The organism is Marinomonas alcarazii, assembly GCF_003208215.1.
Taxonomy (GTDB): Bacteria; Pseudomonadota; Gammaproteobacteria; order Pseudomonadales; family Marinomonadaceae; genus Marinomonas; species Marinomonas alcarazii.
This window is the reverse complement of sequence record NZ_QKLW01000001.1, coordinates 190,718-205,229: the sequence shown is the minus strand read 5'-3', so window position 1 is coordinate 205,229 and position 14,512 is coordinate 190,718. Positions and strand designations below refer to the sequence as shown.

At 44.5% G+C, this 14,512-nt stretch carries 13 protein-coding genes; 4 read left to right on the top strand and 9 right to left on the bottom strand.

The features are described 5' to 3' along the window. Nucleotides 1-30 precede the first annotated feature (30 nt). Complete coding sequence (locus DFP75_RS00905; RefSeq protein WP_110571621.1) at nt 31-816, top strand: cyclase family protein; 786 nt, start codon at nt 31-33, stop codon at nt 814-816. A gap of 78 nt (nt 817-894) precedes the next feature. Here the strand turns inward: DFP75_RS00905 and DFP75_RS00900 are convergent, their stop codons facing one another. From DFP75_RS00900 to DFP75_RS18355, 7 genes are all read right to left on the bottom strand, one after another. After that, on the bottom strand, nt 895-1,890 hold the full coding sequence (locus DFP75_RS00900; RefSeq protein WP_110571620.1) for a fumarylacetoacetate hydrolase family protein: 996 nt from the start codon (nt 1,888-1,890) through the stop codon (nt 895-897). Nucleotides 1,891-2,004: 114 nt separating this feature from the next. Next, nucleotides 2,005-3,135, bottom strand: a complete 1,131-nt coding sequence (locus DFP75_RS00895; protein ID WP_110571619.1) for an FAD-dependent oxidoreductase — start codon at nt 3,133-3,135, stop codon at nt 2,005-2,007. 35 nt (nt 3,136-3,170) lie between these two features. Further along, the gene (locus tag DFP75_RS00890) at nt 3,171-3,545 is read right to left on the bottom strand and encodes a Rieske (2Fe-2S) protein (protein ID WP_110571618.1); all 375 of its coding nucleotides are present in this window, start codon (nt 3,543-3,545) and stop codon (nt 3,171-3,173) included. Nucleotides 3,546-3,588: 43 nt separating this feature from the next. After that, nucleotides 3,589-4,743 carry an MFS transporter gene (locus DFP75_RS00885; protein WP_110571617.1) on the bottom strand — a complete coding sequence of 385 codons (1,155 nt, stop codon included), beginning with the start codon at nt 4,741-4,743 and terminating at the stop codon, nt 3,589-3,591. Nucleotides 4,744-4,986: 243 nt separating this feature from the next. Next, the gene (locus tag DFP75_RS00880; RefSeq protein ID WP_110571616.1) at nt 4,987-5,940 is read right to left on the bottom strand and encodes a VOC family protein; all 954 of its coding nucleotides are present in this window, start codon (nt 5,938-5,940) and stop codon (nt 4,987-4,989) included. Nucleotides 5,941-5,961: 21 nt separating this feature from the next. Continuing rightward, a complete protein-coding gene (locus DFP75_RS00875) occupies nt 5,962-7,119 on the bottom strand; it encodes an alpha/beta hydrolase family protein (RefSeq protein WP_110571615.1) in 1,158 nt (385 codons plus the stop codon). A gap of 141 nt (nt 7,120-7,260) precedes the next feature. Continuing rightward, the gene (locus DFP75_RS18355) at nt 7,261-7,410 is read right to left on the bottom strand and encodes a hypothetical protein (protein ID WP_181416987.1); all 150 of its coding nucleotides are present in this window, start codon (nt 7,408-7,410) and stop codon (nt 7,261-7,263) included. Nucleotides 7,411-7,623: 213 nt separating this feature from the next. Here DFP75_RS18355 and DFP75_RS00870 point away from each other — a divergent pair, with 213 nt between their 5' ends. After that, nucleotides 7,624-8,538 carry a LysR family transcriptional regulator gene (locus DFP75_RS00870; RefSeq protein ID WP_110571614.1) on the top strand — a complete coding sequence of 305 codons (915 nt, stop codon included), beginning with the start codon at nt 7,624-7,626 and terminating at the stop codon, nt 8,536-8,538. Between the two features lie 228 nt (nt 8,539-8,766). Beyond that, a complete protein-coding gene (gene fdhA / locus DFP75_RS00865) occupies nt 8,767-9,960 on the top strand; it encodes a formaldehyde dehydrogenase, glutathione-independent (protein ID WP_110571613.1) in 1,194 nt (397 codons plus the stop codon). A 119-nt stretch (nt 9,961-10,079) separates the two neighbouring features. Here the strand turns inward: fdhA and DFP75_RS00860 are convergent, their stop codons facing one another. Then, nucleotides 10,080-11,606: an NAD(P)H-hydrate dehydratase gene (locus tag DFP75_RS00860; protein ID WP_220032608.1), complete on the bottom strand. Its 1,527-nt coding sequence runs from the start codon at nt 11,604-11,606 to the stop codon at nt 10,080-10,082. A gap of 226 nt (nt 11,607-11,832) precedes the next feature. Between DFP75_RS00860 and DFP75_RS00855 the strand changes: the two genes are divergently transcribed. Beyond that, nucleotides 11,833-12,258 (top strand): VF530 family protein, encoded by a 426-nt coding sequence (locus DFP75_RS00855; RefSeq protein WP_110571612.1) that lies wholly within the window; start codon nt 11,833-11,835, stop codon nt 12,256-12,258. Between the two features lie 98 nt (nt 12,259-12,356). Here the strand turns inward: DFP75_RS00855 and mdoH are convergent, their stop codons facing one another. Further along, nucleotides 12,357-14,510: a glucans biosynthesis glucosyltransferase MdoH gene (mdoH, locus tag DFP75_RS00850; RefSeq protein WP_245926907.1), complete on the bottom strand. Its 2,154-nt coding sequence runs from the start codon at nt 14,508-14,510 to the stop codon at nt 12,357-12,359. Between the last annotated feature and the right edge of the window lie 2 nt (nt 14,511-14,512).

The window sequence follows — 14,512 nt, the reverse complement described above, 5'->3', positions numbered from 1 at the left end:
AAAGGCACAATAATAAAAAGAGGTAACTAAATGAAACCATCCAAAACAAGACGCATTGTCGATTTGTCCGTCGCCCTAGATAACAACCCATACACAGATCCACCGCCACTTTTGCCTAAAATAGATTACACAGATCATCAAGAAGGCTGGCCTGAAATGGCAAGTATGTTCCCAGGTTTAAACAAAGAAGACATGCCAGGAAACGAAGCGTGGGCCGTCGAAAAAATGGTCATGAGCGCGCACAACGGAACACACATGGATGCTCCTTGGCACTACGCGTCTACTACTGACGGCGGTAAACCTGCCTACGGTATAGATGAATTGCCATTAGATTGGTGCTTGCAGCCGGGTGTAAAACTGGACTTTCGTGACTTCCCTGATGGTCACATTATTACGGCAGCAGAAGTAGAAGCTGAGCTAAAACGTATTAACCATACACTTGAGCCTTTGGATATTGTGTTGGTAAATACTCGCGCTGGTAGCATTTATGGCGAGCCTGGCTATTTGGAAGCTGGCGTCGGCATGGGACGAGAAGCAACCATGTATTTGTTAGAGCGCGGTGTTCGAGTTGTCGGAACTGATGCGTGGAGTTGGGATGCACCATTCAAATACACTCGAGAAAAATTCGCTGAATCTGGTGATGCTTCTATTATATGGGAGGGCCATAAAGCAGGACGTGATATTGGTTACGGACAAATGGAAAAGCTTTCCAACTTAGAAAGCCTACCAGCGGATGGTTTTATGGTGTCTTGCTTCCCCTATAAGATCAAAAATGGTTCCGCGGGCTTTATTCGTGCCGTCGCTATTTTTGATTAACTGACCGACTTAAAAAATAACAGGCGATTTATGCAGATAAATCGCCTTTTCTTTCACTTTTCATTACGTTGACTTTTGTTATTGCGATTTCACTAAATTAGCCACGACTTTTTGCTCGATCACACCAAACGGCCCTACACTACCATCATCAAACATCGCTTCCATTCGCACCCTGTCACCAAACTTCATAAACTGAGTTTGGATTTCACCAAGATCGATTTTTTCAATGACTCGACGTTCAGCAATGCAAGCAGAACCGGCATCTCGAGACTTGTTAGAAACCGTTCCTGAACCCAAGATACAACCAGCGGTTAATTTACGACTTCGAGCAGCATGCACCATTAATTCAGGAAACGAAAAATTCATTTCACTACCGTGAGGCTCACCAAAACGCTGGCCATTCCACGTAACATGCAAAGACATATTCACTCTACCGTTTTTCCATGCCTCCCCCAATTCATCCGGTGTGACAGCCACAGGTGCAAAGCTAGAAGACGGTTTCGCCTGCAAAAAGCCGAAGCCAGAATTCATTTCGCGAGGGCCAAGAGCACGCAGACTCCAATCGTTAATCTGCACAATAAGACGAATAGCCTTAGCGGTTTCTTCAACAGAAGCCATCATGGGGACCTCCGCCATTACGACACCAAATTCTCCTTCAAAGTCGATGCCATCGGCTTCTTTGGGCATAGGAATATCGACTGTAGGACCTTGGAAGTCATCGCTCGCACCTTGATACATAACTGGAATCTTATCAAAGTCCGCAATCGGATCGGTATTAAACGCTTCTTCCATCAGCTTACCGTGATTTAAAAAAGCCGACGCATCCAGCCATTGAGGGCTTCTTGGCAATGGCGCACAACAACGGCTTGGGTCAAAATCAAACGCATCTTGTCGTTTTCCAGCATTAAGCTGTTCATATAAAGCCTGTAACTCAGACTCATTTTTGTGCCAATTCTGTACCGCTGATAATAAATTAGGCGCAATCGCGCTAGCATCCACTGCTTTGCTCAAATCTTTTGATACCACCACTAAATGGCCATCTAATGTCCCATTAGGTAAGGTTGCGAACTTCATGAGATTACTCCTTAAACGGATTATCTGTTTTTATGTTGAGTCGATATAACGAAAGAAAGCAGCGCTCAGAAATCACCCTCACGCTGCTCAAAGGGGGGAATTAACTAAAATGACTTAAATAGGTTGGCTCAATGCCATCAATGATTGCCCCATAATTTTAGAATGTTCTGCTTTGTCACCACCATTGATTTCGATGTCACATAAGCGAGCTGAATTTTCAACAACCATTCGACAACGATCCCAGCGACGTTCATGAAAACGTTCTAACGCTTCTTCAACAGAGTTGTTCGTGGCTAACTCGTCAGCCAATACAATACCGCTCTCAATACCAATACCTGCACCAGATGCAAGATGTGGTGTGGTTGCGGCAACCGTATCACCTATCATCACTAAACGACCTTTATTCCAAGGAGTTTTCACCAACAAATTAGCAAGCGGACGATAATCGATATTCGCTTCTTCTTTTAAAGCATGAGGAATCAAGGCTTTTACAATTGGATTAGGGAAGTTTTCCATCAAGCCTGCAAATACTTTAGGCCAAGTGGCTTTATCAATATGCTCTTTGGTTGGACGATCTTCAGTAATAAACATGTACATATGGGTTTCAGAGACAGGATTGACTCCCAATTTTAGATGACTGCCCATCCACATAGTGACACGATTAATCTCCGCTGGACGAGGCATAATGGCACGCCAAACACCCTGGCCAATGTATTCTGGTTCAGGAACTTCAGGAAAAAACTCTTTACGCAATGTAGAATGAACGCCGTCAGCCCCCACTACCAAATCGTAGTCCTTCGTCGTGCCGTCGGTAAAAGTGACACTCGCGCAGGTTTCAGATTGCTTAATTTCCGTATAAGTACAACCCAAACGAACATTCACTCCAGAATCAATCGTTGCATTCGACATGATTCTCGCCAATGTCGGACGAAAAATACCGCCACTGCCGCCAACCTTTGAACCCACAGGGCTTGGCGTGGGTAATTCCATAACTAGAGGACCGTGAGCCAAATGAATGGCTACACCATCGGTCACACAGCCTTGTTCAACCACTTGTTCGTACAAACCAAGGCTCTCTAATGCGCGCATAGACGCACCATTAATGGTAATACCGGCACCTAGTTCACACCATTCAGGGTCAATCTCTACCAAATCCACCTCAATACCATTGCGGCGCATTTTGATAGCGGCCGCCATACCAGAGAAACCACCGCCGACAACCAACACTTTATTTACAGCAGCCATAAAACTACTCCTTCTTATTTTTTTATTACTAATAATTAGCGGATATCCGTTAATAAAATAGAGACTTTTCCCGCTTGATTTACATAAACAGGAACCGGTTTTAAGCTCTTGCCAAGACAAGGACCTTGGACACATAAGCCTGTATTTGGCTCAAATAACGCCCCATGCGCATGGCAACTAATAAAGGTGTGCTGAGAATTCATGTAAGCGTCTTTTCGCCACGCCATTGGCGCACCATCAACATGAGGACAAGCATTACGCCAACCAAACAATTGCCCTTCTTGTTTAACAATAAAGAACAAATCGCTTCCCGATTCATCGCTTAAAAACCCTTTCGACGCCCCCTCTTCGATATCATCAATGTGGCAAAGGTACATATTTTCATTCAGCTTTTTATTTAGTTCAGCCATATTGTGTTATCCATCTTTAAATCAATAGAATCGATTAGCCTACTCATGACACAGATTCAGCCTTAGCAATCAAAGCACGAGTTCGGAAAACATTGATAAAACAAAATAGGGAAATCAAGCCGAAGACTAACGCCGCAATACCAATGCCGTGGTAGCCAAAAAATTTCACTATCGTCCCACCAAGGACAGGACCGATCGCTGCACCAATCATCAACATCGCAGGCGTTGCTGCCATGGCTCGGCCAGAAGTATCTAAGCGAGCCAATAAGCCAAACACAAAGGTATGAGTAAAAATCATCAAGGAAACAAAGCAGGACGCTGATACCGCATATAAGATGAAGCCACTGCTGTTCATCATGATATTTGATAAGACAATTTGTAGAACAGGACCAGCAAACAAAACAAACTTAGTGGAAAAACGTTTTTGAAAAATACCCGCCAGCGCCGCTGCAACAATATTAATCAAAGCAAGAGCGACCAAAACCAAGGTAATAGAATCGGTATCAAAACCGCGCTCGTTACCAACTCGCTCCATAAAGCTGAAGGCCATGGCTTGAGTGACTGCCATTAAACTGATGCCTACGATCCCGAACCAAACACTGGGCGGAATGACTTCTTTGGCTTTTACGCCTTCATCCTTATCCAATACGACGGAGGGAAAGGCCAACGCACACACCACAGCTGCGATGGTCATAATGCCGCCAAAAATAAGAAACAAGGCTTCACCACCCGCCGCTTTGGTTATGTTTGGTGTGGCACCCATAAACACAAAACCTAATATGCCTAAGGTAAAACCAGCAATCGCAAACAAACGATGAGGGTTTTCACCACGAGCGAAAGTTCCATGAGCCATGCTCAGCGCGGCACTCGAACTTAAACCGGCAACAAGATGCAATAGCGCCAATTGAAAATATTCTGAAGTTTGAGACGCCGCAAAGAAACATAAGCCTGAGATCAAAAAGCCAACGCTTGCCACTAACCGACGATTGACCTTTTTAAAGCGAGGGGCAATTAAAACACTGGCACACACAGCACCACACAAGAACAAGGTCACTAGACCGCCAGCTTGCTGAGTATCAAAACGATACGTCGCTACCAAAATACCAATCCATAAAGGCAATGCGACAAGATCCAACATCCCAGCGCAATGGGAAACCATTAATGCAATATTACCTTTAACACCAAAACGTTGGCTCATTTTACACCTCCAACGAAAGAGGCTAGTTCTCGTCGATTCGCTAGGATGCAAATCCTTTTTACTAAATAAATTTTCAACATATTTTTTACCATCCACTTTGCTTATTTTTATATCGTGGGAGCGGCTTAAACCGCTTTGTTGGCAACACTTTAGGGTGCTAGTTATCTTCTGCAAACACCCCAAAATGCGCTTTTTTTAGCATTCAAGAACACTTGGCTGCCATGACTTTAGACAGCAAAGATTCTATTCATAATCACCGTTTTCAGTCGTATCTTTGCCCGGAGACCATTTATTTCTGTATCGCAGTAAGAAAGCCTGTGATGCATCCGCTCCCATTGGAGAAACGCGAGGCTCCCAATTTTTATCATGCAAATCCATGTCTGCATCCATTTCAATATGGCAAGCAAAAGGACTATTAAAATACCAAAACCAATTTGACCCTAAGATATGACGACCAGGCCCCCAAAAGGCTTGATAGCCTTTTTCAATAAAGCGAGAACCGTTTTGCATCACTTCTGTTGGTCCACCAAAATGGAAAGTGAAATGCTCAACACCTTGCATAAATGGTGGCGCACCAATAAGGAAATGAGTGTGATGATCAAGTGTTCCTGCTGGTTGTAGAAATGGACCCACGCCTTCAAATCGATCGGTACAACGAAAGCCCAAACGCTCCACATAAAACGCCTCAGCCTTCACTGGGTCCGGCACAAAATACACAATATGAGACAAAGTACGTGGGCGAATCTGCTCAGCGTCAACATCGACTGCTCTGTGATTAACTGGGCGCTGGAAAGGCGACCCTGGAACGTTAGAAATCTCTCCTGCAAGATTGATCGTCTTGCGTTTTGTTACTTGGAAACCAATAACAAAACCAGAGTCATCCGTAGATTCGATTGAACCATCTGCTAAGGTTTTGACCTCGCGGTCTTTGCTTAATTCTTCAGTAATCGCTTGAATAGTCTCGACATCGGCAACCCCCATAACCGTTTTACGCATCATACAACCATTACCGATACTGGCTGGGAGGCTGTCATCTGACGCATGCGCCAATACAACCGCAGTGCCATCCAACGCTTCAAAACGTCCACCAGTTTCCGTTACGTCCACTGGGAACAAGCCATAATCCGTTAAAAATATTGAACAAGCAGCAATGTCTTCAACGCCAAAAACAATGGTTTCTAAACCTATTATTTTCATTATTATTCTCCCTTAAAAGGCTTAGGCCGTATGACCATGAAGTGTTTCTGCAACCCAATCAGCGATATACGCCCCCGCATTAGCAGAATTATCAAAACTCGAATGCTGAACACCACCTTCACGTTCAGTAAAAATTTTCAATTCGCGATTCGGGCTGTTAACCAATTGCTCATACGTACGGTGCGCCCATTTCAATGGAATTTGTGAGTCTTTTTCACCGTGAGTGACAAGGAATGGCACCTTGATACGATCCAGTACACCATCTAAATGAACCTTCTCAGCGATCTCCATAAACTCATCCATGTCTTTGGCACCCCAAACCCAGCGAACGTGCTCCCAATAATGAGGGACAGGAAAACTGCCTTCTTTTTCTAAACGACGTTTTTGTACATCTCGCCAGTCATGGTTCGCCCCCCAGACCACACCACAAGCAAACCTTGGCTCAAATGCCACTGCACGAGGACAGTAATAGCCACCTAGTGACACACCTTCCATACCAATTCGTTTTGCATCAATTTCTTCGCGAGTTTCTAACCAATCTACTACTCGGCTAGCCCAATGTTCGCTGTCATAACGAGCCGTAAAACCTTGTAGACGGATCGCCTCACCTGTACCTGGTTGATCAACGATCAAAGACGACACACCACGTTGCGCTAACCAGCGGGGCAACCCAACGCGGTATTTCATTTCTTTTGTGGAGTCCAAGCCATTCACTTGTACAAGCACTGGCGCTTTACCTTGCACACCTTCAGCTCGTACATATAAAGCAGAAAGGTGCTTGCCTTCATATGGAATCTCAACGCGTTCACAATTTTCATTAGCCAATTTCAGCCCAAGGTTAAACACCTCTAAAAAACGTTGATATAACGCCATACGTCCTTCTGAACCGTGACCCTGAAGACGTTCTGCTGTTGAGTAATAGGTTGCTGCGCGACCGTATTTGTCGCCAGCAGAGATCAGGCGGCCACGTGCCTCATCCTCTTTTGCTAGCTCACACAATTTGTCCGCCATGCGCTCCCAGCTTTCACGGAAAGCTTTAGAGCCAGCCGCATCTTTCGCTTTTGCTGCTTCTTGCAGTGGTGCACACATTTCTTCAATTTCACCAATCCGTGCGCCCATTTCTAGCGCAAGATTGATAGAAAGATCCCATGGATAATTGGTAGGGAAATAACGAAACATAAGTTCTCCAAATTGTTCTATAAGCCAGCCGGCTAAGGTTTATTGTTTAAATAATCTTTGTAAAAACAGATATCTAAGGACAAAAATTCACGAGGTCGTCATCAACACTCGGCTGCAAAAAATAAACGAAGGGCTGTTTACCTAAATCAGGTAATCACAAATTTCGGGTGATAAAGCGTCAAGAGAAGCAGCCATGTGAAACCGAAACACTTTGAATCGTATTGGGAAATTCATGCCGATAGATTGAAAAGCATCGACATCTTGATACTGGATGGAATGAAGTGCAGACATTGATTTTTCCTCATTTAGTTTATTTTTATCCTGAGAACAGAAACAATGTAAATGAGTGCAACCTTTCAGAAAAACCCTTTAAACTAAATCAACCATTCGATATCATCGAATAATCACTTAAGACCTGTTCACAAAATTGTGAGCATCACTCAGGCTAACAAAAGCGGCTATATGAGGGTCTAAAATAATAAAAATAATTTAAAGGGGTAACTCATGCGTTTTAAGAAACTGGATTTAAATTTATTAGTTGCGCTGGATACATTGTTGATAGAGCAAAGCATTACTAGAGGAGCGGAAAAGCTCAATATGAGCCCATCGGCTCTTAGTAATTCCTTGTCACGTTTACGAGAATATTTTCAGGATGATTTGTTAACCCAGATTGGACGTAAAATGGTCATTACGCCGTTGGGAGAAAATTTAAAGGTTCAAGTTCGTAATGCTTTAAATAACATTGAAAGCACAATCTTGGTTCAACCCAGCTTCAATGCCCAAGCTACAGACCGTATTTTTAGTTTCTTTTGCTCGGACTACACTCAAACAGTACTTGTCCCTCATGCCTTAGAAATTGTCGGTAAAGAAAAAAGCAGCGCACGCTTTCAGTTTTTAGCACAAGTCGATAACCCACACGCTCAACTCGAACAAGGCAAAGCCGACTTACTTATTATCCCGTCTGATTTCATGTCTACAGAACATCCGAGTGAAGTCCTTTATGAGGAGGAGTTTGTCTGTGTCGTTTGGGCTCATAGCCAGATTGCACAAGGTGAATTAAGCATAGAAAAGTACGCAGAAGCGGGTCATGTTTTGATGCGCCCCGCAGGCATTAAAAAAGATTTCTTTGAGACGATTTTCGCGCAAAAATATGGCATAAAACGACGTCTGATCGCGACAACATTCAGTTTTGCGTCTCTACCAGCCTTGGTAATTGGATCAGAAAATATTGCCACCATACATGCAAGACTGGCCAAAAAAATGGCTAAAGTATGGCCACTGAAAATTCTACCTCTGCCCTTTGCTGTTCCTCCAATGCAACAGTGCATGCAATGGCATCAATATCGTAACAACGATGAAGGCTTGATTTGGCTTAGAAACACATTAAAGCAAGCCGCGATCAACATGGATAATGAGTGATTTTTAAACATCCCCCTATCTGTGGCAGCTGCAAGGATGCTCGATGTGTTAATTGATATTTATCTATGGGATCTTGTTCATACTAGGAACAAAATAAGGAAGTATTGCGCTTCCGTCGTTTTCAGAACGCCTTTATGTCGCATAAGGAACTATCCTTTTTATGTCTGGTGACAAAATAACCAGACATAGAAACAAAAACAAAAACAACTTCAAACAAAGGATGTCGTTATGAGTAATCATGCAAATCGCGGTGTTATTTACCAAGGTAATGGCACAGTCAAAGTGGACGCTATACCCTTCCCAGAGCTGGCTATTGGCAATCGCCGATGCGATCACGGTGTTATCCTAAAAGTTGTCACCACAAACATTTGTGGTAGTGATCAACACATGGTACGTGGCCGTACAACTGCACCGAGTGGTTTGGTTCTAGGCCATGAAATCACGGGCCAAGTTATCGAATGTGGCCGCGATGTAGAATTCATCAAAGTTGGTGACCTAGTTTCTGTTCCTTTCAACATTGCATGTGGCCGCTGCCGCAACTGTAAAGAAGGTAAAACAGGCATCTGTTTAAATGTTAACCCTGCTCGCCCTGGTGCAGCTTATGGTTATGTAGACATGGGTGGCTGGGTTGGTGGTCAAGCTGATTACGTAATGGTGCCATACGCTGACTTTAACTTGTTGAAATTCCCTGATGCCGATCAAGCACTGGAAAAAATTCAAGATCTAACACTGCTTTCTGACATTCTTCCTACTGGTTTCCACGGCTGTATTACGGCAGGCGTAGGTCCAGGCTCTACTGTTTATATCGCTGGTGCAGGCCCTGTTGGTCTAGCTGCAGCGGCATCCGCTCACCTACTTGGCGCGGCTTGTGTCATCGTTGGTGACATGGTGGAAGATCGCCTTAACCAGGCTCGTTCTTTCGGTTGCGAAACTATCGACCTTACTCAAGAAGGCGATATGCAAGATAAAATCGAAGCCATTCTTGGTGATCGTGAAGTGGACGCATTTGTCGATTGCGTAGGCTTTGAAGCACATGCTTGTGGGTGTAACCACCATCAAGAATCCCCTGCCGTTGTATTGAACTCTGCGATGCAGATGACGCGTGCTGGTGGACAAATTGGTATCCCAGGTTTGTACGTGACGGAAGATCCAGGTGCAACTGATGAGGCCGCAAAACAAGGTAGCCTAAGCATGCGCTTTGGTCTTGGCTGGGCGAAATCTCATTCTTTCCACACCGGTCAATGTCCTGTAATGAAGTACCACAGACAGCTAATGCAAGCGATCTTGTTCGATAAAATCGACATTGCTAAAGCAGTTAACGTACAAATGATTTCACTTGATCAAGCACCACAAGGTTACGCTGATTTCGATGGTGGCGCAGCGAAGAAATTCGTTATCGACCCACACAAAATGGTGAGCTAATTCAGCCACCAATCTAGAACACTAGATTCTAAAAAGGCCTTGCCCCATAAACGTTTAAAAAACGTTATTAGGGCAAGGCCTTTTTCGTTTTAATTCGATAATGGATGAATACTCATCGCTTAGTCGGTGTAATATTGCTTTTTGAATGCCGTTAGAACTTTGGGGAGATGATCAGGTAAATCCTCGGCAATCAATCCAGCACCAACCTCACAAGCCGCTTCACCATGCATCCAAACGGCCGCTGCTGCGGCATAAAATGGTTCAAAACCTTGCGCTAACAATCCGACTATAAACCCAGCTAAAACATCGCCTGACCCGCCCGTTGCCAGATCCGCAGGCGCATTGGAATTAATAATAGCTCGACCATCAGGAGAAGCGATCACTGTATCCGCACCTTTCAATATCACGACAGCAGCACTTAATTTGGCAGCAAGCCGAGCTCGCCTTAATTTATCTCCAGCGTGCTCTTCATTAATATCGGGGAACAGTCGAGCAAACTCACCTTCATGAGGCGTCATAACACAGGGCCCATTAATCGCTTCGAAAAGTATTTTAGGGTCATCTGCAAAAGCACTTAAACCATCCGCATCTAACACAGTAGGACGGTTCGTCGCCAGCGCCGCCAAAACAATTTTGCGCGTACGTATTCGCTCGAATCCAGCCAAACCTGCACCGGGCCCGACAACAATGGCATTGTGACGCGGATCGAGTAATAACTCTTCAAAGTCTTCCGCTTCCTGACTCTGCTCTAACTTAGTCACCATCACACAAGTCATCGCTGTGGCATATATTGCCCACACTTTAATTGGCACAGCCAGCGTAACTAGGCCTGCACCCATTCTCATAGCGGCACGGGCCGTTAGACGACTCGCTCCTGTCATATTTTCACCGCCAAACACAACAGCGTGTCCACGATGAAATTTGTGTCCATCTAAGCGAGGCCAAGGGTACTCTCGATACCAAAGCTCAGGACTATTCTCCCAAGTATGAAGGTTCAACTCGTCCAATACCGGAGCGGGAATGCCGATATCAGCAACAACAAGTTTGCCGCACAAACCACGGCCAGGGAACAACAAATGACCAGGCTTTTTACGAAAGAAAGTTACCGTTAACTCTGCTGGTGCAACCAATCCAAATGCCGCACCTGTTGTACCATCAACGCCACTAGGAACATCAATCGCACACACAGGCATTTTACGCTTGATAATGGCATCCACCATATCGCGAGGTTTACCCTCCAGAGACCGAGTTAAACCCGCCCCAAACATAGCGTCGATCACCAAATCGGTTTGATCTAACAAATCCGTTGCAAACGCTTCTATCTCACCCTGCCAGGCTTGGTAAAAATACGCCGCTTCAGCGGATAATGTTTCAACAGACCCCCAAAACGCCAGCCGCACAGGCCACCCAGCAGAGAGCAAAAATTGAGCAACAACAAAACCATCACCACCGTTGTTGCCTGGTCCACAGAGCACTAACACTCGACATCTGGACCATCGTTCAAGCACAGCATCGGCCACTGCTTTGCCAGCCGCAGCCATCAGTTCCATAGCAGGCACTCCGGCCTGAACCGCCGCTTTATCGGCCTCACCCATTTCACTTGCCGTTAGAAGTATTTGGGGATGCTGCTTATCCATGTGATCCATTACCTCCCACCTATTGATAACTAAGCCTTTTATATCACTAATATTAACAGTTATGTCTGAATATCGCGTTCACTTTAAAGGCATTTATGAAAACCATCAGGTCTGGGCACTTATAAGCATTTCTACAACGGCAAAGACAGCCTTTAGTATATTGTCTAAGCCGTCACAGGTATGATGACGCTTTATAATGCCTTTTCAATTATTCGACTTATTATCGGACACTCTTATGAAAGACGAGATCAACTATGAAAACAATCCACTACACGGTTTGGGTTTACAAGAACTGCTCACCCAACTAGTTGATCACTACGGTTTTGAGATCCTATACGCTTACTTGAATATCAACTGCTTCAAAACTAACCCCAGCATTGAATCCAGCATGAAATTTCTCAAGAAGACTGAATGGGCACGGGAGAAAGTAGAAGTATTCTATCTGTATAAATTTAAAAACTTGCCACGTGTGTCATCGGAACAGTTCGAACTGCCACCGCGGAAACGTATCATTCCAGAAGGCCAGACACCCCGCGAATCAGCTGAATTGAGTTTTGAAGATGCAGAACGCGTACGAGAAAAGCAGGCAAAGAAAGCGGCTGAGCATGGTAAAACCCGAAACTATCGGAGCAACAACCCCGGTGGTTATTCTAGAAGCTAGCCACGTAACTGACATAAACACATAAAAAAAGGGGAATTCCTGTTAAGTGAATTCCCCTTTTTTCATTACATCAAGGTTAAACAAACATAATAATAAAACTAAGCCAACACAAACTCTTCTGTCTGCTCATTAAGCTGCTTATTTTCTGGCAAATATTTTTCCATTGCCGCCATAAGCTCTCGGTGTTGCAAGATGGCAAGGCATTCTTTTTCGTTAAGATGATCAAGAAGGCTTTGAATATTATCGCTGTTGATAATCTGCCATTCTGCGCAAATCCAATCACGACAAAACTCTTTATTTGGCTCATCTTCTGGCATTTGAGCAAGGTGCCAATAAAACAACGCAGCATCAGATGACAAACGCTTCAAAGAAGAGGAAGCACTATCAAAGTTAAGTTCGCTTTGCGCTTCGTCGTAGCGGCTCTGCATAGTAATAATGGGGTGCGGACGTTTTTCTTCTGGCGCACGCATCAACCCTAAGTAATGAATCACGTTACCACGCTTAGCGCCACCACTTAGCCATGACAATGGAATAGATAGAATCAGACCGAAGCTGATAGGCAAAGACCAATAAAACAGCTCTTTACTTAAGAACAAAGCACCGCCCGCTAAACCAATACCTAGCAAAGTATGGCTACAGTGAGCACGTGCTGCGACTTTCCATGAAGTAGCGCCATCATCACGGGATTGTGGTTTCCAACCACTGTCGCGACCTTTAAAAACGTCGTATACAACTTGGAACTGAGACAACATCAGAATAGGCGCATACAACGCTGACAAAATGGTCTCTACCAACGTGCTCAATGTCAGCAAGATCGGCCCACCAAATTGCATGCAGCGGCGGAAGTTCAACATAGCAGCCAACCAACCATAGACTTTAGGCGCTAACACCAACGCCATCGACAAAACAAATAATGAGCGTGCTTTTTCGAAGTCAAATACTGGCCAAGTCGGAAACAGTGATGGATTAGCAAAATACTCAGGGCGAACAAAATACGCCTGAACGGCCAAAGCAAAACCAACAACGATTAACAGCAGCCAGAAAACAGCACTAAGATAAGACATGATCCCAGAAATTAAATGCAAACGTGTGGCAAAATGAAAGCCTTTAGCAAAGACAAACGCCTTATGTTGCAAGTTACCCTGACACCAGCGACGATCTCGAACAATCACATCCACCAGCGATGGCGGCGCTTCTTCGTATGACGCTTTTAAATCCGTATCAAAACGCACACCCCAACCTGCACGGCGTAACAGCGCGGCTTCCATAAAGTCATGGCTCATTACATGACCACCAAAAGGTGCCTTACCTTCTAATACCGGCAAACCGCAGGCATCAGCAAAGGCCTTGGTACGGATAATGGCATTATGTCCCCAAAAGTTAGAAGAATAACCATGCCACGCCGCTAAGCCAGACGCATAAATGGGACCGAAACAATGGTTAGCAAATTGCTGAATACGACTATACAGAGTGTTCGCACGGATAATGGTTGGCAAAGTTTGAATCAGACCTACCCCTGGCTCAGCTGCCATACGACGAGTAAGTGAAATCAAGCAATCCGCTCCCATCAAACTGTCGGCGTCCAGTACAATCATGCATTCATAATCGCCACCGTAACCTGTCACCCATTCTGCAATGTTACCTGCTTTTCGTTCAGCATTATTGTAACGACGACGGTAATAGATAGGACAGGCCGAGTCATCGTCATTTAGCAGCGGACGAAACGCTTGTTCCTCAGCAATCCAAGCATCCGCTCTATTAGTATCACTTAAAATAAAGAACGCAAATTTGCCTGGTGCTTGTTTGACCAAGTCTTCATGCATTGCTTGAATATTCGCTCGAATGCGTAAAGGGTCTTCGTTATATACTGGCAACAAGATAGCCGTAACGCCATCAACATCTTGCTCTTTACGAGCTTTAGAAAAGGGCCAAATCTGGAAAATCAACCCAAGTGTCGCCTGTGAAAATGCAAATGAAATCCACGTAAAGTTGATACAAAATAAAACTAAAAAAGCCCACTGCAAACCCGCAATGGCATTGGTATTTAACACATCGTACATCTCGGTTGCCCCATACCAAGACAAACCGACCGTGCCAATTAATACAAACAAACGAGAAAAAAATGTCGTAACTGCAAAGCTCTGCAATCTATTTTTACGAGCTTTAGATTCTTCGTTAACGGTATGACGCGGCATCGTCAAAGGGGATACCTTTGGCAATGCTTGTTTAGCAACACTGTCCTTTAACAACATAA